Annotated in this window: 19 protein-coding genes; 2 read left to right on the plus strand and 17 right to left on the minus strand. The window is 47.9% G+C overall.

Annotated features, from left to right (window positions below):
- Positions 1-215: 215 nt before the first annotated feature.
- The 4 genes from FSB84_RS27790 to FSB84_RS27805 form a co-directional block, all read right to left on the minus strand.
- Positions 216-1,088 (minus strand): hypothetical protein, encoded by an 873-nt coding sequence (locus FSB84_RS27790; RefSeq protein ID WP_130544235.1) that lies wholly within the window; start codon positions 1,086-1,088, stop codon positions 216-218.
- A 114-nt stretch (positions 1,089-1,202) separates the two neighbouring features.
- A complete protein-coding gene (locus FSB84_RS27795) occupies positions 1,203-2,630 on the minus strand; it encodes an L-serine ammonia-lyase (RefSeq protein WP_130544236.1) in 1,428 nt (475 codons plus the stop codon).
- Between the two features lie 45 nt (positions 2,631-2,675).
- Positions 2,676-3,167, minus strand: coding sequence for an FKBP-type peptidyl-prolyl cis-trans isomerase (locus FSB84_RS27800; RefSeq protein WP_130544237.1), 492 nt, complete (start codon positions 3,165-3,167; stop codon positions 2,676-2,678).
- A 46-nt stretch (positions 3,168-3,213) separates the two neighbouring features.
- Positions 3,214-3,567, minus strand: a complete 354-nt coding sequence (locus tag FSB84_RS27805) for a hypothetical protein (protein ID WP_130544238.1) — start codon at positions 3,565-3,567, stop codon at positions 3,214-3,216.
- Between the two features lie 85 nt (positions 3,568-3,652).
- On the opposite strand from FSB84_RS27805, the gene FSB84_RS27810 reads away from it, so the two are divergent.
- Complete coding sequence (locus FSB84_RS27810) at positions 3,653-4,564, plus strand: hypothetical protein (RefSeq protein ID WP_130544239.1); 912 nt, start codon at positions 3,653-3,655, stop codon at positions 4,562-4,564.
- Here the strand turns inward: FSB84_RS27810 and FSB84_RS27815 are convergent.
- Positions 4,542-5,981 (minus strand): APC family permease, encoded by a 1,440-nt coding sequence (locus tag FSB84_RS27815; protein ID WP_130544240.1) that lies wholly within the window; start codon positions 5,979-5,981, stop codon positions 4,542-4,544. The genes FSB84_RS27810 and FSB84_RS27815 overlap by 23 nt on opposite strands.
- A gap of 12 nt (positions 5,982-5,993) precedes the next feature.
- Entirely contained in the window at positions 5,994-7,079 is a 1,086-nt protein-coding gene (locus FSB84_RS27820; protein WP_130544241.1) for an aromatic ring-hydroxylating oxygenase subunit alpha, read from the minus strand.
- Positions 7,080-7,133: 54 nt separating this feature from the next.
- Here FSB84_RS27820 and FSB84_RS27825 point away from each other — a divergent pair, with 54 nt between their 5' ends.
- Entirely contained in the window at positions 7,134-7,733 is a 600-nt protein-coding gene (locus FSB84_RS27825) for a 3-keto-disaccharide hydrolase (RefSeq protein WP_225979907.1), read from the plus strand.
- A gap of 5 nt (positions 7,734-7,738) precedes the next feature.
- Here FSB84_RS27825 and FSB84_RS27830 read toward each other — a convergent pair whose 3' ends face one another.
- The 11 genes from FSB84_RS27830 to groL all read right to left on the minus strand — a co-directional run bounded on the left by FSB84_RS27830 (position 7,739) and on the right by groL (position 24,196).
- Positions 7,739-8,386, minus strand: a complete 648-nt coding sequence (locus FSB84_RS27830; RefSeq protein ID WP_130544242.1) for a hypothetical protein — start codon at positions 8,384-8,386, stop codon at positions 7,739-7,741.
- A 298-nt stretch (positions 8,387-8,684) separates the two neighbouring features.
- Positions 8,685-10,013, minus strand: coding sequence for a MutS-related protein (locus FSB84_RS27835; RefSeq protein WP_130544243.1), 1,329 nt, complete (start codon positions 10,011-10,013; stop codon positions 8,685-8,687).
- 11 nt (positions 10,014-10,024) lie between these two features.
- Positions 10,025-11,356 (minus strand): MutS-related protein, encoded by a 1,332-nt coding sequence (locus FSB84_RS27840; protein ID WP_130544244.1) that lies wholly within the window; start codon positions 11,354-11,356, stop codon positions 10,025-10,027.
- 2 nt (positions 11,357-11,358) lie between these two features.
- Positions 11,359-13,686, minus strand: coding sequence for an ABC transporter permease subunit (locus tag FSB84_RS27845; RefSeq protein WP_130544245.1), 2,328 nt, complete (start codon positions 13,684-13,686; stop codon positions 11,359-11,361).
- Positions 13,687-13,781: 95 nt separating this feature from the next.
- Entirely contained in the window at positions 13,782-14,708 is a 927-nt protein-coding gene (locus tag FSB84_RS27850; RefSeq protein WP_130544246.1) for an ABC transporter ATP-binding protein, read from the minus strand.
- 54 nt (positions 14,709-14,762) lie between these two features.
- Positions 14,763-15,512 (minus strand): DUF4397 domain-containing protein, encoded by a 750-nt coding sequence (locus tag FSB84_RS27855; RefSeq protein ID WP_130544247.1) that lies wholly within the window; start codon positions 15,510-15,512, stop codon positions 14,763-14,765.
- 36 nt (positions 15,513-15,548) lie between these two features.
- The gene (locus FSB84_RS27860) at positions 15,549-17,036 is read right to left on the minus strand and encodes a RagB/SusD family nutrient uptake outer membrane protein (RefSeq protein ID WP_130544248.1); all 1,488 of its coding nucleotides are present in this window, start codon (positions 17,034-17,036) and stop codon (positions 15,549-15,551) included.
- Positions 17,037-17,047: 11 nt separating this feature from the next.
- Complete coding sequence (locus tag FSB84_RS27865) at positions 17,048-20,278, minus strand: SusC/RagA family TonB-linked outer membrane protein (RefSeq protein WP_158644162.1); 3,231 nt, start codon at positions 20,276-20,278, stop codon at positions 17,048-17,050.
- Between the two features lie 281 nt (positions 20,279-20,559).
- Positions 20,560-21,735 carry a FecR family protein gene (locus FSB84_RS27870; RefSeq protein ID WP_130544250.1) on the minus strand — a complete coding sequence of 392 codons (1,176 nt, stop codon included), beginning with the start codon at positions 21,733-21,735 and terminating at the stop codon, positions 20,560-20,562.
- A gap of 77 nt (positions 21,736-21,812) precedes the next feature.
- A complete protein-coding gene (locus FSB84_RS27875; protein ID WP_130544251.1) occupies positions 21,813-22,394 on the minus strand; it encodes an RNA polymerase sigma factor in 582 nt (193 codons plus the stop codon).
- A 167-nt stretch (positions 22,395-22,561) separates the two neighbouring features.
- A complete protein-coding gene (gene groL, locus FSB84_RS27880; protein WP_130544252.1) occupies positions 22,562-24,196 on the minus strand; it encodes a chaperonin GroEL in 1,635 nt (544 codons plus the stop codon).
- Positions 24,197-24,201: the final 5 nt, after the last annotated feature.

Consider the following 24,201-nt stretch of genomic DNA (forward strand, 5'->3'; position numbering starts at 1 on the left):
TGATGGATGAAAGCGTGTCCTGATGAACTATAACTACTGAACCTCCACACTGCCCGTCTGAGATGAGGGTATATGAAATAACGGCCTATGAAATGTAAGCGAAGAAGCCCGGCCCCACTACCACAGTCCCATCCAATCGATCCAAACCCCAATATATATTCTCCCGCGCCGGTTCATTTCATCAGCCGGATTTCATATACCCCATCGAAGCCCTCCTACTCCGCATCCAACACCCATGTCTGCCGGTATTTCAACCAATCATCCACCATTTCATTCCTGATCGGTGTTGTGAAATAACTCAATCCACTAAGCGTCTTATGCATTGTTGCCGCTTTATGCACAACCCGGAATCCGCAGCTGTTGAAGAATGCCTCTGCATCATTGTAAGTTTGGAATTTATTATCATTCACATTATGCTCGGCAAGGAATTCTTTCCATTTATTGTCTTCATGCGTTTGCTTGCCGTTGCCAGGCTCATGGTCAGGATTCTTCAGGTATACGTCACCGGTAATCCAATGGCCGCCGCGACGCTTGAGGATATTGCGGATGGTGGTACAGAGTGCTCGTTTTTCTTCATCATCCAGGTATACGAGCAACCCTTCGTTCACGATGGTGATGGGACCAGGCGGAAAGTATTGTAATGCATTTTCAAACTGCACTTCATCCATGGCGTTGAGCGGATGCACATAGAGCTTGCCTTTGCGGTGGACATGATGGATGCGGATGAGATCGGTGATAAGACTTTTCTTGTTGCTGGCCGACTCCGGCAGGTCTGTATCGAGATACACTACCGGTTTGTACTGCGCCATTGCAAGACCGCGGCAACTGAAGCCTGATGAGAGTTCCAGCACATTGGTGGGATGGAGTATATCCAGGCTTTGGTCGATGGTCTTGTAGCGGTTCTCGAAATGGAGAACGCGTACGAGGAATGTTTCGGAATGCTGTTGCTGCAAAAGCCGGTCGAATGCTTCCGGATCGAGTATCAGTGCAGCGGTTTCCCGGGCAAAGGGAATGTCTGTCAATGCCTTCATCAGCAGCAGTACGCGTGCTGATGGACTAATGGTGTTGAAGTTACGTTCTGTAGTCATACCAGTTGTTTTTTAAGAATGAACAACAGGGACCAGGGCGTCTGGAACGCAACGAAGAATTGGTTGATGTCTGAGAAGGTCAATGGCCAGGAGGCAAACAAACGGCAAGTTCCGTTAGCATTCACTCAGGCTGATCGGTATATGAACAGCCAGTCCGCCTTCAGCGGTCTCCTTGTATTTGAAACTCATATCCCTTGCTGTATCCCACATGGTTCTGATCACACCGTCGAGAGACACGCGTGCGAAGTCCGGCGTGCTCTGCAAAGCCAGTTGAGAAGCAGTGATAGCTTTGATAGCGCCCATGGTATTGCGCTCGATGCAGGGGATCTGTACCAGTCCGGCAATAGGATCGCAGGTGAGGCCAAGGTGGTGCTCCATAGCGATCTCTGCCGCCATCATGGCCTGTCGCTGGCTTCCGCCCTGCGCTTCCGTTAAGCCGGCAGCAGCCATGGCGGAGGACACACCGATCTCGGCCTGACAGCCACCCATAGCCGCAGAAATGGTAGCCCCTTTCTTGAAGATGCTGCCGATCTCCGCTGCAGTGAGCATGAACTGTAAGATCCTGTCTTCCTTATATCCGTCGCAGAAGGTCACGAAATATTGTAACACGGCCGGGATCACGCCGGCAGCGCCATTGGTGGGGGCTGTTACTACCCTGCCGAAAGAAGCGTTCTCTTCATTCACGGCAAGTGCAAAGCAGCTCACCCAGTCAAGTATGTACTGGAATTGTTGTCCACCATCACGGATGGCCTGTAACCAGGAATCGTAATCGTGGTAAGTTCTTCCGTTGAGCAGTTTCTTATTGAGGTCTGCCGCACGGCGCTTTACATTCAGTCCGCCGGGAAGCGTACCCTGTGTATGACAACCGCGGTAGATGCAATCTTTCATCACCTGCCAGATATTGAGCATGCCTGCTTTCGTTTCCGATTCACTGCGCCAGCTATTCTCGTTTTCCATCACTACTTCGTGAATGGCAAGACCGGTCTTGCGGCACCAATGCAGCAGGTCATCGGCAGTATCCACCGGGAAAGGAAGCTGAACGGCTGCAGCGCCACCGGCTTCTTCTCCTTCCTGTACAACAAATCCGCCGCCAACAGAATAATAAGTTTCCGCGATCTGTTCTCCATTTTCAAAAGTGGCGAGACAGGTCATTGCATTGGGATGGAAAGGCAGGCTTTCCGTCATGAGCAATTCTATATCTTCGGCGGGATCGAAATCAATTTCATGGCGTCCGTTCAGCACCAGCTTTTTCATGGCTGCAATGTCTTTGATCTTGGGTTGGATCTGGTGAACATCGAAGGTTACCGGGTCATCTCCGCAGAGACCCAGTTGAACGGCGATATCGGTACCGTGGCCCTTGCCTGTTTTGGCGAGGGAACCATACAGCAATACGCGAACGGATACTACATTGAAAATGGACTGACGGGATTCAAGTGCGCTGAGAAATCGTTGAGCGGCACGCCAGGGGCCCAGTGTATGCGAGCTTGAAGGCCCTACACCGATCTTGAACATATCAAATACTGAGATAGCTTCGTGTGGCAAGTGATCATCTATTTACTACAAAGATAGCTGAAAAGCGATTCATTCCTAACTCACTTCCAGGAGTGTTACTTCGTAGATAATCACGGGAGTATGCGGGGCAACAAGTACGATGTTCGTGTTCTTGTCTTTCTTCCCTTCCGCGCCGTAGCCAAGTGTGGGAGGTACATAAAAACGGATCCTTCCACCGGGTTTGATCAGCGGCAATGCGATCCTCCAGCTTTCCAGCATTAATTTAAGATTAAGAACTACATCATTGCTGCTTTCAAATTCAACGCCGTTCACCAGCTTTCCGGAGAACCGGACACGGATGCTGGAACAGATCTGGGGAGTCATGCCCATGCCTTCAGAAAGGATTTGATAAAAGAGCCCGCTTGCATGTTCGGTGGCAACGATATTGGCCCCACCCAGATAATCCTTCACTGCCTGTTTCTCCGATGCCGGCGCCGTGATATTCCGGGGAGCACAATCATTTTCCTTCTTGAAACATTGGGAAAACACCAGCAGTATGGCGCAACAAAGCAGTGCAGTTTTTCGCATCGGTTATATTTGGCTGTTGATGAACATATAGACAGTGATTCAAATATTAGTGCTGCACCGGGCCATTGACGGAATCCTTCTCTTTATTTTCTCTTTCTTCCCTTGCCTTCAGCTCTCTGTATTGCTGCTCCTTCATGTCCCATTGGTGGCGCTTGTAAAAGATGGCTACAAAGATGGCGATGATCACTACGCAGATGATCAGCAGGGTGGGACTTAAACTGGCGTTTGCTTCCATATCGGCCCGTACATACCAGTAGCGGCCGGTGAAAACGATGATGATGATAGGTAACGAAAAAAGCAGTCCGATTGGTATTCCAACCATCAACTGATATTGCCATTTTTTTTCCCTCAACCGGTTGGCCTCCCAGTATTCAATGAATTGGAGCTCTCTTTCTGTCATATCGCAAAATTACGGCCTGCCTTGCTTCTTTGTTTGCATACCAACAATTTATGTTTAACTTGTGCCAAATAAAATCCATCATATCTTGAAATTTGCCGTTCTACTAGCGAAATACTTCTACACTAAAAAACACCTGGCCCTGCCCGGCATCGGTGTACTCCACCTGGACGCCGCAGTAACCGTTCCTGATTTCAGCGACAAAAATTTCAGGGAAGTATTGAAGTACATACAGTTCACACAGAAGAATATTGCAAAAGCAGATGATGAACTGATCGACTTTATCCGCACACAAACAGGAAAGATCAGGCCACTCGCGGAATCCGACCTGGAATCCTACCTGGCAGACGGCAAACTGTTACTGAACATCGGCAAACCTTTCACTATTGAAGGCATCGGGTCTCTGCAGAAAATGAAATCCGGCGACCTGATCTTCACTCCCGGTGAGCCCACCATCGAGAAACTGGATTTCCATACAGAAGATAAAACACCCGATAAATCCGTCAGGCATATTCCTGGCTATGATGAGAGCCAGTCCAGGCACACAGTCCATAATAACCAGCGCCGCGTACTGCTGGTAGGCACGCTCGTTGTGATCGGACTGATCGTGATCCTCTGGGGTGGTTACAGCCTGTACAACAAAGCCGATAACCAGCCTGCACAGGTATCATCCGAGGTGAATACGCCTATCACCAATCCTGACTCCACCACCATCCGGCAACCCGACAGCAATATAACTGAACAGCCTGCTGTAGCGGCAACTCCTCCCGGAACCTATAAATTCATTTTCGAGAAAACAGACAGGAAAGCAAGAGCCCTCAGAAGGTTTGCTTTTGTGCACGATCTCAGCCCGCGCATACAGATGGAGACAAGCGATTCCCTCAACTTCACCATCTTCGTGCGCCTCTCTGCCATGTCAACCGATACCGGCAGGCTGAAAGATTCACTGAATGCCTGGTACTACGGCACCAAGCCTGTTAAAGTGATGATCGAGCCTTAGTTTTCGATTTCCTGAAATACAGGTATAGCGGTGCTCCCAGCGCAGTGATCACCAGCCCCAGCAATGAATTGATAACGGGTGTTTGACCCGCATTGTATTTGTTTATATCGTTCATGATGGTGCTGATCACATAGAAAGCGGCAAAGCCGATGAACAGCAATGGCACCAACGGGTATCCCCAAACCCTGTAGGGACGAGGATGATCGGGCATCTTCCTTCTCAATACAAATACGCCGATCGCTCCGAAAGTATATGCCACCCAGGCTACGAACACGAACATATCCGCCAGCATATCGAAACTGCCGCTCACTACTAACACCGATGCCCATACGCAGTGCAGCCATAATGCATTGCCCGGCGTTCCATACTTCGTATGTTCCTTACCGGTAAAAGCGAAAAAGAGACGGTCCTTTCCCATTGCATAGGTTACCCTCGCTTCTGTCATCGTATTTCCATTGATAGCCCCGAATGTGCAGATCACGATCATGGCCGCCACAATGGCGCCACTGGTTTCACCGAGTGCAATGGCGATAGCATCAGCCGCCACCAGTGAAGAGGCGGACATCCGGTCTACCGGCAACACATAGAGATAGGCCTGATTCACCAGGAGATAAATGATAACGCAGGACAACAAACCCATCAGCAAACTCCGGGGAATATTGCGTTGTGGATCTTTGATCTCCCCTCCTACAAATGTTACATTCACCCAGCCATCATAGGCCATGAAAGCACCTGTGAGCGCAGCTACCAGTCCTCCTGCCAGTTGCCATCCCTCTTTCGGATTGGCGGAAGGCTGAACAAAATGTTGTACGCTTCCATTACCGCTCAGGAAGATGCCGAACACCAGCAGGATGATCACACCTACTTTGATCATTGTACTCACCACCTGCACGATGCCGCCCGCTTTCACGCTACGGTAATTGAGCCAGGTAAGCCCCACTATCAATGCAATGGCCAGAGATTTCACGCCGGCATTTTCCAAAGGATATAAATTGCCAAGCAAGGGGATATGCCAGACCACGGCTTTCTCTGTGGCTTCAGCAAATTGCGGTAACTGTAAAAAGAAATCGGCATATTGCGCACACACGAATGAGATAGCCGAAACAGCAGCCGTATTGATCACGGCAAAACCTGCCCAGCCATACATGAAGGCAAAGAAATCGCCGAACATTTTCTGGAAATAGATATAGAGCCCGCCGGTTTGCGGGAACATCGCTCCCACTTCCGCATAGATGAGCCCACCTATCAGCGAGAGCAGTCCTGCCACTACCCAGACCAGTGCCAGCCAAACCGGCGAAGCCGTCTGTGCGGCCATGGTAGCCGGTTTCATGAATACGCCCGAACCGATGATACTGCCCACCACAATACTGGTGGCTGACCAGAACCCAAGCATCCGGCGCGCTGAAGGAATAGCCATAGCTGTATCGGTTTAAGGGTTGAGCAGACTGGAAATAATGCGATGGAAATGATGCGTACCCTGCTCCCTGGTAACGGAATATCTTCCATGCCCGTAGAATCTGCTGCGAACACCCAGCTGCACCGCTTCCACCACTGCCTCATCTTCCATCTCCACTGTATTGAGGTCCGATCCAGCTCCTGTATTGAACTTATCTTCTTTCCAAACATAGGTAAGGAAAGACACTTTGCACCGGTCTATCGCCAATGGTTGAACGATATTGATACTTAGCCCCCAGGGATAGAAATTGAACATCATATTCGGGAAAACGAAAAAATAATAAGCAGCCACTTTCTTCCCGAAATCCGGTGAAGAAGAAGGCAGATCGAAAACATCATCATCATCCTTTGCAATCCCCAACTGGAGATTGGAATATTTGAAAAGTTCTGTTGTATAATTCCCGTAATCGATCACAGCATTCAGTCCTGCATGAACAAATGGAATATGGAACCCTTCCAGGTAGTTCTCGCAATAAAGTGCCCAGTGCGCATTTACGATGTAATCCTTACTCAGGTCTGGCCTGGGCTTAAGTTCATCCACAGGCAGCCATCCCACCCTGTCTGTCATATCTTTCAGGTAAGGCGATGGATCTGCATTGTTTTGCAGCGAAGCAAACAACCAGGGCCCCCACTGATGCACCGGCAATTGTGTGAGATCATCTGAAGGAGCAGGAAAACCCATTACTTCTTTGAACTCGGGCATGGATTTGAATTTGCCATCGAGCGAAAACAACCTTCCATGATAACGGCAACGCAGGTTCGCAGCTTTGCAGGGTTCGTGAACTACAATAGTGCCCCTGTGCGTGCAAACATTACTGAGGCAATGCAGTTTTCCGGTATTGTCTTTAGTGAGTACAAGCGGCTCATTCAGGTAGCCATCCAGGTAAGTAAAAGGATAACAATCCCCGGGAGCCTTTACAGCATGTTGATCTCCGATTAACTGCCAGGATGGAGTAAAGATCTTTTCTTTGGCCAGTTCATACATCGCCGGATCTGTATAGAAATCGGTGTGTAATGTTCTGGCCACGGAAATATCCGGATCAACATAAAATCGGTTCATAAGGGGAAGGTTGTAAATGAAATATACTACCTTAATACGATAAAACCATTGGCTTTGAAACAAGTTATTTTAGCATGCTGCTGTATGCTCACGCTGGCAGCTTCCGCACAGAAAAATATCCGCCTCTTCAATGGCAAAGACCTCAGTGGCTGGACCATCCACGGAACTGAAAAATGGTATGTGGAGAAAGGCGGGCTGGTCTGCGAAAGCGGTCCGGACAAACAGTATGGTTACCTGAGTACAGACAGCAATTACAATAATTTCGAATTCACCTGCAAATTCAAACAGGAAGCCAATGGCAATAGCGGCGTGTTCTTCCGCTCAGGCATCGAAGGCGTGAAGATCAGTGGCTGGCAGGTGGAAGTAGCGCCTCCCGATAAACATACCGGCGGCATTTACGAATCCTATGGCCGCGGCTGGTTGATCCAACCGAAAAAAGAAGATGAGCAATGGCTGAAAGCCGGCGAATGGAATACACTGAAGATCGTGGCGAACGGCAACAAGGTCACCACCTGGCTGAATGGCCATCAGATGGTGCAGATTGATGATGAGAAGATCGGCACGGGCCGCGGATTCATTGCGCTTCAGATCCACGATGGCGGCGGCATCAAAGTGAGATGGAAAGAACTGAAAATAAAAAAACTGCCTGACTGAGCCTTCTACGGATTCAATTCATTGTATTTCGCTGTAAACTTTATAAAATCTTCCGCTGATCTCATTTTCAACTCTTCATCATTCATGAATTTCAGCAGCGATGCCTGCTGAGCAGGGAATTGTGCTGCCAGTTTCTCGCGATCATTTTTGATCAGTTTGGTGATGGCGCCATTGCTGAACAGGAAGAACTCGTCCTCATCTTCGAAAAAACGTTTGGTTGAACTTGGCAGGATATCTTTACTCTCCACAATGATCTTGGCCAGAACATAGAGCAGAACTGCCTTTCCCGTGGTCAATACCTGGTAGAAAGTTTCAGCATTGTATGTGCCGGAAGGCGGATATCCTTTGCGGAAGATCATCGAGTCCCTTGAGTTTTTGGGATAGAGCACAAAGGAAGTGATGCTGGCAGTTTGCGGAGAGAAGGTTTGTCCCTTGAATTCCATCTGCAGGTAATTGCGCGGACAATCGAAACGTAGCTTGAACTGGGTCACCACTCTACCGTTCTTATAATAAACAGTACCATTCACCCAATCTTTGAGGAGGTAAGGGGAACCGGCCACGCCATCGTATTCGCTGCCTGGTTTATTGGGCTCTTTGGTTTGAGAAAAGCAGGAGCCTGATACAAACAGCAGGCACCAGAGGATTTGTTTCATAGCAAGGGTTTCTTAGAGGATCATAAGTTACATATTTCTTTGGGAAAAGGGTAAATAAAAAACGCATCGTTGGAAACGATGCGTAGTAATCAACTGATCAGTTGCATTTATTTGGCCAGTTTGTTGGTGGTTAATTCTTTAATGCTGACCACAATGGGTGTTTCTACTTCCTCCTGATGAAGAGTGATCTGTTGGGCGGCGGCATCGCAGGTGTAAGTATCGTTCTCCGCTTCAGCGTCTTCATCTTCGTTGCATTTCTGCTTACCATGATTGTATGTTACAGATCAGTCAACTTTGACTAAAGCTCCGGTGATTCCCTGATCAATTCCAGGATCCCTTCATTCCTGATGATCATCATACCCTGCCGATCCTCCGTTATGCCTTCTTCCAGTTTATAAGTATACCTGGGCCTGGCGCCTTCCATGATGGTAGGCATAAAGGCAAACTGAATATTCTTCGCTTCTTTCAGCGCCTCTCCCACTTCAATGATATGTGTGGATACGATGAACAAGCAATCCTGGTATTCTGCAAAAGCTTCAGTAACAGCCAGTGTACCATCGTAAGCATCCTTCACATTCGTTCCCTTGAACAATTCATCGAACATAAGCAGGAGCCGTTTACCGCTGGCAGCCGCTTCTGCGGCCTGTTTCACACGCACCACTTCCGCATAGAAATGGCTGTAGCCAAGTCCGATATTGTCCGCCACATTGATACTCGAATACATGCCCTCGCGTACGGAGAATTCAAACTTGCCGGCAGCAACGGGAAAGCCCATATGCGCCAGGTACATGCCGATGCCGATGGATTTCATGAGTGTTGATTTACCAGCCATATTGGCCCCTGTAAGAAAGACAACATTGCTGGATTCTGCCATGAAGATATTATTGCCAATAGCTCGATCGATACAGGGATGGCCAAGATTCGCGGCCTGTAGCAGGTTCTTTTCCGGCGCAAGTGCTTTGGCGTAGGTAAAGCCCCTGGCGCGAGCCACATCACTAACGGCAATGTACAGGTCAAGTTCATGAATGAAATTCAGCACTTCTTCCATTTCACGCACAAATCTTGTTTTCAGAAGATGGTCATAAAAGGAAAGTGTTTTTACAGGAAGCGCTTTATAGATATCTGTTGTACGCAGCATTTCCAGCCGCCTGTCTGAGAGGAGATCCAACAGCTCCTTCACTCTTTCCGCATAAGGCCCCATCATTGGTTGCAGCAATTCCAGGAAAGTATGACACCGGTTGAGGGTTACGATAGTGGCCTGCAACCCCTGCACTTTTTTCTTGTACCGCTCATCGCGGGTTAGACTGCTCAGCAACTTCAGCGTAACGGTATTGAGTAATACAGACACCGGGTTTTTTCCGGCGCCTGTATCGAGGTATTCCCTCATCAGATTCAGTTGCTGTACATCGAAGGGGAAACTCAGCCTCGCCTGCTGGAAGAAGAGGAAGAGACTGCTTCGGCTGTTGATCTCCGTTACCTGCTGAAGCGGATTTCGGAACATCTCGTCGAGCAGCCGCTCACCTCCCCGCGTTTTTACATGATTGAACAGGTGGTAAACAGAGCCCTGGCGGAACTTGCCGAGCAGGTTGAGCTCATCCACCGTTTGTTTGTCTGTATTGAAACTCATAATTTTTATATTTAATCAGCGTATGACCCGATAGTTCTGCGGACTGCGCGTTTGCGGCCATGCTGCAATATCTCCAGTATACCTTCATTACGGATAATGATCATGCCATGACGATCAGCCGTGATCCCATTCTCCAGTGTATAGGTGTATTCAGGCATATGTCCGTTCATGCGTGTAGGCAGGTACTGGAAACCGATAGAAGGCACCTGCTGCAGCCGTTCTCCCGCTTCCACAATATGGGAAGAGATGATGAACAAACTGTTCTTCTTTGCAGCAAAGGCAATGGAGATCTCCACGGTAGCTTCATGCGCATCTTTCACATTGGTGCCGCGGAACATTTCATCGAAGATGATGAAGAGCGATTTCCCTGCATTCAGTTCTGTTGCCACTTTCTTTACCCGCAATACTTCAGCATAGAAATGGCTTGCACCGATACCTAGATTATCCGGCAGGTTGATAGTGGTATAAATGCCATCAAATACAGAGAACTCCATCAGCTTTGCAGCAACAGGAAAGCCCATATGCGCCACATACACCGCAGTGCTCACAGCTCGCAGGAAAGTGGATTTACCGGCCATATTGGCGCCGGTAAGGAAGAGCAGGTTCCGCTCCGGATGCATAGCGAAATCATTGCTGACAGGGTTGGACAATTCGGGATGGTAAACGCCCTCAATGCGTAAATGGCATTTCCCTTTTTCCATCGCTTTGGGAAAAACGAATTTCCTTTCTTTCGCTACTTTGGCTACAGACATATACACATCCAGAAAATAGATATGCCCCAGCAGTTTTTCCACCTTGCTGCGCTCCCTGTGACGGAAGAGCAGATCATAAGCAGTAACAGCGGCATAGGCAATCTTCCCCTTTCCCTGTTCTCTCATTACGGGCTCGAAAGCAGTATCCTGCAGCAATAAGATGATTGACTCACGTTCCGGCGTAAGCGCAGATATCCCGGTTACCTCTTTTCGATCCACGAATTCCCTGATACGCTGTATCAGTTCGATCACCGCCATTACGCCATTGGCAATCTCCTTTTCACTCAGCACAGCATGCTGAGTTCCCTGCTTTTTCTGTTCATCCGCGGCTGTCAGGTATTTCTCTGCCATATCGAACAAAGCAGCTTCGAAGGGAAATGACAGGCCCATGCCAGCAAAATGTTCGATGATACTACTTCTCCTGTTGATCTCTCCCTGGTCCGCCAGCGGCTTTGTGAACATCTCTTTCAGCACCGTTTCCGCACCGCGGGTATGCGTGCTGTTGTAGAGATCGTACATACCGCTGCTATCACGCTGACCGAAGATCCGCAGGTCACCGATCGTTTGCTCGTCTGTCAATAGGTACTTCATTTTTATTTTCGTTTACGTCTGATCAATAGAACTGTGCCAAGCACCATTACGGCAGCGGGCAGGATCCAGATAAAGATGCTTTTTTGTACATCAGCCGTTTCCGGACTGATGGTCAGCAATACGTCTTTGGGCTTTGGCCTCACCAGTTTTATAGGATATTTCTCATAGTGCAGCCAGGACCAGTATAGCATTGAAAAGGAAAGCGATCCTCCTCTCAGTGTACTTAGAAAGTCGGCATCACCGCTGACCACAATGCGTTGCTCTTTGTTGCCAAGCTGACGGGACAAAGCCAGGGTGATATCGAAGGAATCCCTTTTATAATCGCCTTCAAGTGCAGTGAATACCGGTGCAGCAGAATCTGTAACCAGCACACCTGTTTTCACCCAGGCATTCCTGCCACGGGTCACCTCGAGATGTTTTATTTTGAAAGCGCTGTCAGCATACCCAACCGGGGCTGTTCCTGCATGGAGAAACCTGGATGTATCGCCATCTTTCAGGTTCTTTAAAAGAGGCTTTTCAAGTTCCGCGGATTTGACAAGTGATCCAAAATCATGATTGACATATGGCATTACCATATGCGGCATTTCATCTTTGGTTACTTCCACAACAGTGCCGGGCAACAGGCTGGCGCCTGCATATTGAAGCATAGGATTGATCACATGTTGTTTTCCCGGCTCTCCAACAATCATCATGTTCCCGCCGCGGTCAAGGTAATTTTTGAAATGCGCCACTGCTTTTTCATTCCAGATCACTTTCGGATCGGCAACCAGCAATTCCGTGGCATCTGCCGGTACTTCCCGCTCCTGGATATTCACTGTATCCAGCTCGAAGCCATGATTGATCAACGAGAAGCGGTTAGATTTCCTGGTAGCGAAGAAATCATATTCACGTTCACCCTTTTTGTAGATATCGCGTTCAAGGCTTCCGGTTGCAGCATATAATTTCGGTATTTCCGTTTCCAGCAATCGCCTGAAAACAGCACAGTAGTGCTCTTCATCCGGCCATACTTTAGGATCGGTATAGGTGCGGAGGAACATCGATTTCCCTTTGTATTTCACCTGCATCACCAATTGCATGTTCTCATCATTCAGGTTGATGATCTTGCGTATATCCTGTGGCGGCATGAACCAGTTCAGTTTCACCTGCTGGAACTTCGTGTACTCTTTGGCGATCTCATGAATATTCTTTCCCGGCATCATTTTATAAAGACCGCTATCGCCATCCACGGCATCATAATACATCACATATTTCAGCTGGATATTCGGATTGAACCTGATATAGGGTTCCCATACTTTCGAGATGTACTGGTTCCTTGCCTCGGGCATTCCATGAGGGCCGTTCGCACCCAGCAGGTTGGTATAGAGGGTCACTTCAATGGGTTCATCACCCATCGCTTTCAACAGCTCCTGTGTTTTTTTGGTAACGGTATTGCTCTTGGTTTCTGTGGCATCCAGGTAACCGATATAACCCGGCCTTGAAGTAAGATAACCTGTTACCAGCACCACCACAATCACAGTGAGGTATCGGACAGATTTTTTATACCAGGGAACGGACTCGCGCGCGCCTTTCAGTTTCAATATCGTGAAGGATACGAACATGGAAGCGATCAGGATAAAATAGATAAGGTCCTTTGTAGTGATCAACCCGGCCATCATCTTATCTGTTCTTCCATTGATAGCGAGGAAATAGGTAAGGTCCCTTACAAAATCAAATTGCTGCCAGAGTGTTCCGATACGGCCCAGTATAAAGAAGAGCACAAAAGTGGCGATAGCTGAAACGATCTGGTAAGTGCTCAGGCTGCTCATGAACATACCGATGGCTGCATAGGCACACATGAGCAGAAAGAAACCCAGCATGGCCGAAAGCAGCAGCCCGTAATCCACCGCAACGATGTTGAATGCTCCCATGATGGAGAACATAGCAATGATCAGCAAGAGGAGAAAATTGTATGCCATGATGGCCAGGAATTTTCCCAGTACGATCTGCCGCATGCTTACCGGAGAAGAGTACAGGAGGTTCACTGTGCCGTTATTGATCTCGCGGCTGATCAATCCCATTGTCAGCAAGGGAACAAAGAGAAAGAGATTTTTCAGAACGTTCACGAAGATCCCATCCGGGTTGAGGAAGATCGAGTTGGTGAGCGTCATACCGAAATCTGTGAACTTCGGCATATTCTTCACGGCCGTGTCCTGGAACAGGGCGATGGTATGCACCGGCGTGGTATAGAAATACCCGCAAAAGATCAGGAACACCACGGTAAGGAACCAGGCAACAGGCGAGTAGAACAGATTGCGTAGTTCGGTGCGCGCAATTTTGAATATCATTTTCATCCGTTAATTTTTAATTGATTATTTGGCCGCATGGAACTCCGCAAATAAATCCCCGTGTTTCGGAGATTTATTATGCTTCGTTTCATGGCTATACTTTATTGCAGGGATTGAGAGGATAATTGTTTGAAGATATCGTCGAGCAAACCTTTTTCAGGATTGATCTCGCGGATGCGCCATTCCTGCGAAACGCCGGCGGCAATCACTCTTTCGGCGATCTCTTCATCGCCATCGAAGAAAATGCGCGCCTGTTTGTCTGTAAGGAATTCAGCTTTGGTGATCCCTTTCACCTGCATCAGGTCTGTTATTGATGGCGGGTTGCCGAATTTCACCAGCAGGCTGTGAGGTTGCAGATAATTGTTGAATGCGTCCATGGTATCGGAGAAGATGATCCTGCCGGATTCGATCATGATCACCTCTCTGCAAAGCAGGTGGATCTCTGAAAGGATATGGGAAGATAAGAGCACGGTCCTTTCCTGTGAGATCTCCCTGATCAGTTTTCTCGCTTCGATGAGCTGGTTGGGATCGAGGCCATTGGTTGGCTCATCCATTACAACCAGTTTGGGTTTGTGGATGATGGCCTGTGCAATGCCTACACGCTGACGATAGCCGCCAGACAGGTTTTTGATGAGGCGTGAGCTGAAATGCGCGATACCTGTTTTTTCTTTCGCTTCTTCTACCGCGGCTTTGATCTTACCGCCCTCGATCATACGCAGCTCGGCTGTGTAAGTGAGGTATTCATTCACGGTAAGGTCTGTATACAATGGCGGGTTTTGCGGAAGAAATCCAATATGTTGTTTGGCCAGCTCAGATTCTTTTCGTGTATCCGCGCCATTGATGGTCACCTGGCCTTCCGTTTGGTTGAGCACGCCGCAAACGATATTCATGATAGTGGATTTGCCCGCCCCGTTGGAACCAAGCAATCCGATCACTCCGTTCTGTTGGATCTCCAGATTAATGTCACGGACCGCCCAGTTGGTCGCATAGCGATGCGATAGCTTTTCGATTTTCAGAATGCTACTCATAAAAGTTGAATGGATGGTAAATGAAAAAGTTACATGGCCTCTTACCCGGCTTGATCAGAACCCGGTAAGATGCGACAGCCGGAATGTCCGGTGGGCCAGCTGCCCTGATTCTCCAGGCAGACCTCCGAACACCACGGTGTAAAAGTTTCGACGGTACCTGAGGTTGCCCGCCGTTTTCGTGAACGTATATGATGTGATCAGGTTCCCACTCAGGGCATCCCTGATCTCAAAAACATAATCTGCTGTTGTTGCCAGCACAACATATTTCCTGAAATCTGTAACCTGCCTGTACGCCAGACCACTTACGATCTTCTCACTACTCCCCTGCAAATTCACGGTAACCGCTTCACTGCCTGGCGACAGGTGAATGAAACGCACCGCCATGGCACTGTCTTTCCAGGGGATCTCAGGAAAGGATTCATTCAGCCTTACAGACTCCGGAGCGGCAGTTGTACCGGTAAGGAATAATGTTTGCATGGAGCCCGGAGGAATTTCGAAACGCATATCAAAAAGCGGTTGATCCTTAACGGTAGTATCAGGATATTGATAGAGCTTTAAATGCTGCTCTCCTTTATAACCCAGGTAAAAGTTGCTGTTGGTGCTCACATCTCCGTAGGAAATAGACCTTGAGTAAATGAACAATGGATTCTTCCCATCGGTGAAATCGGCTTTCAATGGTTTACTTCCCGGAATGGCATTCACGATCACCAGTGAGGTTGATCCTTCCGGGAATGTGTTGCTCTTTTTGCAGGATGCCAGTAAAAAGAAGAACAGCAAATAATATATATGATTAGAGTATTTCATTTTATTCTGCGCCATATTGAACAGCATTAAAGATGATTAGAATAGATAGCCCGGATTCTGCAGCAGGTTATTATTGTATTCGATCTCTTTTTCGGGTATCGGGTACAGTAACTGGTAATCTCCCTGCCAGGGTTGTTTCATGGAGATGGAAGAAAGCACGGTAGTAGCCCGGTTGGTCCGTTTCAGATCAAACCATCTGTGTCCCCATTCTGCAAACAGTTCCACCTGTCTTTCCTTTTCGATGGCCAGCAGCAGATCCTCTTTTCCCATCTCTTCCGGAAGATCATCCAGTCCTGCACGATGCCTGATCACATTGATATCGGCTACACCTGCGGCTGGTCCTCCTTCCGCGCCGTTGGCTCTGGCCTCACTCCTGATGAGATACATTTCCGCCAGCCTGAGCAGAACATAATATTCCCTGGGAGAGCTTACCGTATTGTTGAACTGACCGATCCTATATTTTAAGGGATAGTAAGATTTTACTGGTGGACGATTATCAGAAGAATTATCGGTGCTGTCTATCCAGGCCCGGCGTTTGTCGCCTGGCTCGAAAGCATCCAGCAGGTGTGGCATCAAATTGAATTGCGGAGTAAGTGTATGTTGGGAAGAATTGAGCAGATACCCTTCAGGTGTAGCATACATCAGACCATTCGTAACATTGGACTTCAGTTGCCAGATCGCTTCCCTGCTGGTAGCAATGAATGTTTTGGTAAGATCGGTCTCTAGGCCAAACGATCCGGTTTCATTGATCACTTCAGTGGCCATTGCAGCAGCATTCGGATAATCGCCGGTATAGAGATAAACTCTGGCCAGCAAAGCAGAGGCGGCAAATTTATTGGGTCTTACCCTTTCTCCAGCAGCCTGTGAGAAATCTGTTTTCAATCCTTCCCTGGCATCTTTCAGGTCCTGGATGATCTGACGGTAAATATCCTGCACCGGCGTTTTCCTCATGCGCTTCGTTTGGTTGTGATCAACAGTGAGCGCCAGAGGTACATCACCATAGATATTGATGAGATAGAAATAGGCCAGTGCTCTTACCAGTTTTGCTTCGGCGGAGAACTGCTTTCTTGCTTCAGCAGAAAATGCGCCCGACTCCGAGTCTGCAATGCCTTCAATGATGCCGTTAGCCAGATAAATGGATTTGTATATAGTAGTCCAGATATTATTGGTGACGGCTCCTGTAATAAGTGTAAGCCTGTTGGTAGTGAGTGCGTAATAAGCAGCGTTATCGGTCCCGTCCGGATTGACGAACTCACCGGCAGACATTCCTGTCATCAGTGTTATCATGCCGGCAGACCAGAGCTCTTTTGCAAGGTTCCGTTCTGTTGCCACAGATCCGCTATTGATCATCAGCGTATACATTCCTGCAACTGCACCCTCAGCCTGAACATCATTCCCGAAAACCTGTGAAGTTGTGATCGTATTTCGTGGAGGCGGAACAGTTATGAGCTTTTCACAACCGGCAAACAGCACTAAACCTGTCAGCAGCATCGATACTTTGAATATATTTTGAAGTGGGTTCATTTTTCAGTGCATTAAAAAGTGAGGTTAATACCGGTATTGATCACACGCTGGATCGGAGTATCTATCCCTGTGACCGGATCCACTCCCTTGTACTTTGTAAATACAAAGAAGTTGGAACTGTTAAGATTGATTGTACAGGAGGAAAACCTGAGCTTTCTCAAAATACCCGGCGCCAGGCTATAGGAAAGCGCTACATTGTTGAGGCGGAGATAAAAGGTTTTCGAATACCCAAAATCTGACTGATTCAGAGAACCCATATCAGCACCGGTATTACTGAGCTTTGGATATTTTGCAAGATCCCCCGGTTTTCTCCAGGTGTTTTTCAGCACATCATCCGGAACGAATCTCACACTTCTTGTACCTGGACGCAGCATTGAGAAAGGATCCCGCATCCACTGGTAAGCATATGATCCCGTTAAGGATAATGAGAATCCTTTGTAAGAAAGATTAGAACTGATGCCACCGCTTACAAAGGGGTCCATCACGATCTTTATATACCTGTCATTTCCCGGAGCGCCCGGCGCCAATGATCCTGAATAGATCACACCATCTTTTGAATGATCTTCAAACGTTGGAATCCCGGTAAGTGGATCCACACCTGTGTAATGCAGGAAATAGTATGTACTCAGCGATTGTCCTATAACGTATGTATTTGCCCAGGGCGACTCTTTTAGATTGGGGAATGACTTGATCAGGTTCCTGTTCCTGGATCCATTGATGCTGGCAGTCCAGGTGAAGGTTCCCCGCGACAGGATGGTCCCATTGATCGCAAGTTCAATTCCTTCGTTCAACATGGTGGCTGGAGAATTTCCTTTCACATAAGGGAAACCGGTATATTCAGGCGTAGGTATATTCATGATCTGGTTATCTGTCAGCTTCCTGTATACAGTAGCGCGGATATTCAGTTTATTTCTGAAGAAGCCGAAATCAAAAGATCCGTTGAACTGCCTTGTTCTCTCCCATTGATATTTCTGATTTACCGGAATCACCGGAACAAATGGCACCATTCCGTTATAGTCGGGATACCTTGTACCTATAGAATTGAGGTCGAATCCACCCCATTGTGATAAATACTGGTAATCGCCCACATTATTATTGCCGATCACTCCATAGTTGGCGGAGAGCTTGAAAAAGCTGAACCATTCAGGCAGTAACTGCTTCGCCCATTTTTCTTCATTTACATTCCAGGCAAGCCCGAAGGAGCCGAAACTTCCAAACTGGTTTTGTGTACCGAACTGTGAAGATCCATCACGATTACCAGTAAGCGATAATATGTATTTGTTTTCCCAGTTGTAGGTCACTCTGGTTCGGAAACCCAGCATACGCTGTTGAGCAAAAGCATCCAATGTCTGGTAAAAAGAAGCATTCATGAGACTGCGAAGCAGGTTATCATTGGTATAGCCAGCAGCCAGAATGGTAATGGCATTGGTCATGGTGGCATTGTATTCAAAACCCAGCCCCACAGAAAGGTTCCCCCTGCTGATACGGGCGTTGTAATCGATGCCTGATCCTATGGTTATGGAATTGCTTTTTGTAGTTCCAAAAATTGTGGAGCCCAATTGCTTCATGATTGGATCCTGCGCCCTGATGGGTGTAAAATTATCGTTGTCGTTATAGTTGAAATTGTAGCCAATACTTGCTTTGTACTCAAGGTTCCTCAGGAACTTGTAATTGAAAGTAAGGTTGCTGCTGATCGTATTGGATTTAGTTTCATTTGGCATGAACAATCGCGTAAAAGGATATTCTTCATTGCCATCTGGTCCCCGCCAGCCCTCAAAGTTGGGATTTCCTTTACTGTCCAGCACATCCGGAGAGCTGGGCGCTATATTGAATGGTATGGCTCCCATGAACAGGGCATTCGTATATGTATAAACGTAAGAAACATCGCCGGAGATCGTCATCTTCTTATCATTGCTCTTAAGCTCAGATCTCAGGTTGATGCTGAAGGCCTGGTTCTTGCCACTCCAGCTGTTCATGCCTTTGGTATCGGTGAATTGCGTAGACAAACCAAACACAGCGCGTTCATCACCTCCGGAAATTCCGAATCCCAGTGTGGTAACAGCGCCTTTATTGTAAAAGATCTTCCTGAAATCCGTATTCCGCGTAGTATCCCAGAACATGAGATCAGGAGCAGATGAAGGCGTGGGTTCCTGTCCATCATTGGCGAAAGCTTCACGCCTGAGCTGGTAATAAGTGGATGGACTGATCAGTTTAGGATATGCCGGTATATCTGTAACAGCGCGGTTGAGAGACAATGTAACGGCTGTTTTTCCGGGTTTCGGTTTCCTGGTGGTGATAATGATCACTCCATTGGCGCCTCTGGAACCATAGATAGCTGTTGCATCCGCGTCCATCAATACTTCAATACTTTCTATATCGTTCATGTTCATCCCAAACAAGGGGCTTTGTCCGCCTGTGAGTGAAAAGCCTCCCTGCACTGCTCCGGATGAAACGCCTGCGCGCTGCGTGAATGCATTGCCGGTTTGCAGATAATTGATCGGCCTTCCATCGATCACGTACAGTGGATCTCCGGGGAACTGAGGGTTCAAAGAATTCCTTCCCCTGATCTCCACACCTATCGGAGCATGTGCATAATTGGTCCAGGGTGTTATGGTAAGTCCGGGTACTTTACCCATCAGGGCCATCAGAGGATTTTGCACGGGTTGTTTCCGGATCTCATCGCCACTGACCTTAACGATGGTGCCTGTACTCAAACGTCTGCTGGTAGTGCCATAGGCCTGAACGATGGCCTCATCCAGTTCATTCACGGCCATTTTCAGTGCAACATTCATAACGGCTTCGGCAGGAAGTACGCGCAGCTGGTAACCTACAATCGAAAATTCAACACTATCACCCGGAGTGAAATCCTTCAGCATGAAAAGTCCTGATGCATCAGATTGTGTGCCTTTGCCGGAACGTTTCAGTACTATACTTACACCATACAATGGCGATCCCCGTTCATCCTGCACAAACCCTTTCAATGTGTTCTCCTTCTTTACTTCAATCTCTACATTCATCCCAATAACTTTTGGTTGAACGATGATCAGGTTACGAACAATGGTATGGTGCAGCGACAATTTCCCCAATACCTGTCTGAGAAAGGATTCCAGCGGTTCCTTCTTTGCATTCACCGATACTTTCACATTCACATCCACTTCATTGGCATTATAGATCACATCATAATTCGTCTGTTTCTTGATCTCGTTGAAGATGATGAGCAGGCTGGTTTTACTATTCGCCATTGTGATGAAAGAATTTGCTGGTGGCGATTGAGCATGCAATGTTGCAGGCGGAAGAAAGACCATTGCAAGCAACCATACGCTGAGCAATATGCGCTTACGCTGATGTTTTGGAATGAACGGCAGTTTTGTTGGTGCATGGAACCGCCGCCCCGGTGGGATTGGTAGCATAGTTAGCAGTTTTCCTGTTGTTTTGGTTACAGTTATTGGTTAATGATGGTCCGGTTCAGGCAAGCCAATGCCTGTTGCCTTCCGGCAAGAAATGCATCCTGTATGTTTGAAGCCTATTTTAAAACCGTCAGTTTCTTATCCACGATCCTGTAGCGAAGTCCTATTTTTTCGAGTGTGATCAATGCTTCCGTCAAAGTGAAGTCGCGCCTGATACCACCACTGAGTGCGAAATCCGGTATCCCATTTTCGTAAACCACTTCTATATCATACCATCTTGCAAACTGGCGTAGTATCTCGTCCAATGGTGTATGATCGAATATGAAATAGCCATCTTTCCAGGCCATCACCATTTTCAGGTCAGGCAACTGTATCAGTTGAAGTTCCTGTGCTTTCAGCTTTGCCTGCTGACCCGGGCTGAGCAATATGGGGCTGCCTGCCGCTCCGTCTTTCAGTACTTTCACAGCACCATCGATAAGCGTTGTATTGATGGATGGTCCGTCCGCATAGGCATTCACGTTAAAACTGGTTCCCAGCACCTGAACTTCCATCTTTCCGTCAACATCCACCAGGAATGGTTGCTGAGGATTCTTAGCCACGTCTATAAATACTTCACCGGTCACAGTCACTTTTCTATCCTTACCTGTGAAAGCGGCGGGATAGCGGATGGAGGAAGCAGCATTCAACCATACATGCGTTCCGTCTGGTAGTTGTACATGGAATTGTCTTCCCCTGGGTGTGCTCAAAGTATTGTAAACGACCTCAGGCGTTGCGGAAGCTCGCGGCGTATAGGCGATGGCGTTATTATTCAAAATCACTTCCGATCCGTTCTCAGTTGCGATCACTCCGTTGGTGCGATCGTCCAGCACTACTCTTGCGCCATCAGACAATGTGAGGATGGCGCCATCCTTGCCGGGAGGAATATCATGCGGCACTATTGCCTGTCTTACCGGTTGTTTTACATTATCTCCGGAGATGTACCAAAAGTATGCGCCTCCTGAAAGCAGCAGCAGTACAGAAGCTGCTGCCCACGATATCTTTCTTCTCTTCATTGGTACAACAGGCGCCTGCTCTTTGTTATGATGCAGGATGGATTCAAGCACCAGTTGTTGTTGCAATGGCGAAGCCAGTTCTTCATATCCGCCGTCGCTGAGCAAATCATCCATCTGCTGTTCCCATTGCGCAAGGTATTCCTGTTGAGAAAGGGTTTGCCATAAAGCAAGGAATTCCTCTCTGCTCAGCTCTTCCGAGATATATCGATCCAATAATTGCTGTATGGCTTCTGGTGTCATTGACCGGTATGATTTGTTAGGGCCTATAGTATGAAGACAGGCAACTTTGAAATGAGGGGGGTATGCCTGAAAAAAAATTATCCGAAAATGATCCCGAACAGGATCACATACATGGAAGAATAGCCATGGGCCTTCAGATGCTGACGTAAGGTTGCCAGCGCTTTCACGATATGCTCTTTCACGGTGGCGCGACTGATCTGCATTTCAGCAGCGATCTGTTCATGTGTGAGCCCGTCCAGCCTGCTGAGGCGAAAGGCCCGTTGCTGTTGCGGCGATAACTGCTGTACTCCTTCCTGCACCAACTTGTCCAGCTCCTGGTAAGTCACCTGGTCTGTTTTGCCGGATTCTTTGTGGAGTATATAATTCCTGTAAGCCGTTTCCACGTCCATTCTCGACAAACTGTTCAAGACTTTATTGCGGGCCGCAATGAATAAATAAGCGGAGAGGTCCCTGATGGCTGTGGCTTTCTCCCTGTCTTTCCACAGTCGTGCAAAGATCTCCTGTGCTATATCTTCTGCTATGGAGGGAGATTTACTGATCACCAGCATGGAGGAAAAGATCCGGGGCCAGTAATGATTGAAGATGATGGTAAATGCATCGGGGTCACCTGAAGCCAGGCGATCCAGTAGTTCCTGTTCGTTATGTAGAGCATTAACCAATCAGTGATGAATAAATATGATCAATGAAACGAGTAACAGGATAAGGTTCGGCTGAACACAATATAATATTTTTTGTGAAAACAACTAAGGGTTGAAAAAAGAGAGCATGCATAAACGAAAAAGGCGCATCGGAATGATGCGCCTCTTTTCTATTAGATCGAATGAGATTAATAATCCATTCCACCCATGCCTGGAGCACCAGGATGAGCATGAGCCTCTTCTTTCTTAGGCTTGTCGGCAATCACGCACTCAGTAGTGAGTACCATACCGGCAATAGAAGAAGCGTTCTCGAGAGCGATACGGGTTACTTTGGTAGGATCGATAACACCAGCTTTGAACAGGTTCTCATAAACCTCGGTGCGGGCGTTGAAACCGTAATCCTTTGTACCTTCTTTCACTTTCTGAACCACGATGCTTCCTTCGATACCGCTGTTGGCCACGATCTGACGGATAGGCTCTTCGAGCGCTCTCTTCACGATCTGGATACCAGTGGTCTCGTCTTCGTTGGCGCCTTTAGCTTTTTCCAGCGCTTCGATAGCACGGATATAAGCTACACCACCACCGGGAACGATACCTTCTTCAACAGCAGCGCGTGTTGCGTGCAGGGCGTCGTCTACGCGGTCTTTCTTTTCTTTCATTTCAACTTCTGTAGCAGCACCAACATAGAGAACTGCAACACCACCGCTCAGTTTAGCGAGGCGCTCCTGTAATTTCTCTTTATCGTAATCGGAAGTAGTTACTTCGATCTGTGCTTTGATCTGGTTAACGCGGGCATTGATATCATCTTTTTTGCCTTTGCCACCAACAACAACAGTGTTGTCTTTGTCGATAGTGATGCTGGCAGCCTGTCCGAGGTAGCTCAGGTCAGCATTCTCCAGTTTGTATCCTTGCTCTTCAGAGATCACGATACCTTTGGTGAGGATCGCAATGTCCTGCAGCATTTCCTTACGACGGTCGCCAAAGCCAGGAGCTTTAACAGCAGCCACTTTCAGGGTACCGCGGAGTTTGTTCACTACGAGTGTGGCGAGTGCTTCACCTTCGAGGTCTTCTGCGATGATCACGAGGGGACGGCCGCTTTGAGCAACTTTCTCCAGGATGTGGAGGATATCTTTCATAGCGCTGATCTTCTTGTCGTAGATCAGGATGTAAGGGCTTTGCAGCTCAGCTTCCATCTTTTCGCTGTTGGTAACGAAATAAGGAGAGATATAGCCACGGTCGAATTGCATACCTTCTACTACGTCAACGGTAGTTTCAGTGTTCTTTGCTTCTTCAACAGTGATAACGCCTTCTTTGCCTACTTTACCGAAAGCTTCAGCGATGAGTTTGCCGATGGTGTCGTCGTTGTTGGCAGAGATAGAAGCCACTTGCTGGATCTTCTTGCTGTCTGTACCTACGGTTTGAGACTGGGCGCGGAGGTTATCGATAACTTTGATAACAGCTTTGTCGATACCGCGTTTCAGGTCCATTGGGTTAGCGCCGGCGGCTACGTTCTTCAGACCTTCGCTGATGATCGCTTGTGCCAGAACGGTAGCAGTGGTAGTACCATCACCTGCAATGTCAGCAGTTTTGGAAGCTACTTCTTTTACCATTTGAGCGCCCATATTTTCGATGGGATCTTCCAGTTCGATTTCTTTGGCAACACTAACACCGTCTTTAGTAACGGCAGGTGCACCGAATTTTTTCTCGATAACCACATTACGGCCTTTGGGACCCAGTGTCACTTTCACTGCATTGGCCAGGGTATCTACCCCTTTCTTCATTTTATTACGTGCTTCGATGTCGAAGAACAGTTGCTTTGCCATATACT

Origin of the sequence: Pseudobacter ginsenosidimutans, assembly GCF_007970185.1 — a bacterium.
Taxonomy (GTDB): domain Bacteria; phylum Bacteroidota; class Bacteroidia; order Chitinophagales; family Chitinophagaceae; genus Pseudobacter; species Pseudobacter ginsenosidimutans.

Coding starts and splice junctions, on each gene's coding strand:
- FSB84_RS27790 (WP_130544235.1), bottom strand. CDS start 1,088: ATGACTACAGAACGTAACTTCAACACCATTAGTCCATCAGCACGCGTA.
- FSB84_RS27800 (WP_130544237.1), bottom strand. CDS start 3,167: ATGCGAAAAACTGCACTGCTTTGTTGCGCCATACTGCTGGTGTTTTCC.
- FSB84_RS27805 (WP_130544238.1), bottom strand. CDS start 3,567: ATGACAGAAAGAGAGCTCCAATTCATTGAATACTGGGAGGCCAACCGG.
- FSB84_RS27815 (WP_130544240.1), bottom strand. CDS start 5,981: ATGGCTATTCCTTCAGCGCGCCGGATGCTTGGGTTCTGGTCAGCCACC.
- FSB84_RS27820 (WP_130544241.1), bottom strand. CDS start 7,079: ATGAACCGATTTTATGTTGATCCGGATATTTCCGTGGCCAGAACATTA.
- FSB84_RS27830 (WP_130544242.1), bottom strand. CDS start 8,386: ATGAAACAAATCCTCTGGTGCCTGCTGTTTGTATCAGGCTCCTGCTTT.
- FSB84_RS27835 (WP_130544243.1), bottom strand. CDS start 10,013: ATGAGTTTCAATACAGACAAACAAACGGTGGATGAGCTCAACCTGCTC.
- FSB84_RS27840 (WP_130544244.1), bottom strand. CDS start 11,356: ATGAAGTACCTATTGACAGACGAGCAAACGATCGGTGACCTGCGGATC.
- FSB84_RS27845 (WP_130544245.1), bottom strand. CDS start 13,686: ATGAAAATGATATTCAAAATTGCGCGCACCGAACTACGCAATCTGTTC.
- FSB84_RS27850 (WP_130544246.1), bottom strand. CDS start 14,708: ATGAGTAGCATTCTGAAAATCGAAAAGCTATCGCATCGCTATGCGACC.
- FSB84_RS27855 (WP_130544247.1), bottom strand. CDS start 15,512: ATGAAATACTCTAATCATATATATTATTTGCTGTTCTTCTTTTTACTG.
- FSB84_RS27860 (WP_130544248.1), bottom strand. CDS start 17,036: ATGAACCCACTTCAAAATATATTCAAAGTATCGATGCTGCTGACAGGT.
- FSB84_RS27865 (WP_158644162.1), bottom strand. CDS start 20,278: ATGGCGAATAGTAAAACCAGCCTGCTCATCATCTTCAACGAGATCAAG.
- FSB84_RS27870 (WP_130544250.1), bottom strand. CDS start 21,735: ATGACACCAGAAGCCATACAGCAATTATTGGATCGATATATCTCGGAA.
- groL (WP_130544252.1), bottom strand. CDS start 24,196: ATGGCAAAGCAACTGTTCTTCGACATCGAAGCACGTAATAAAATGAAG.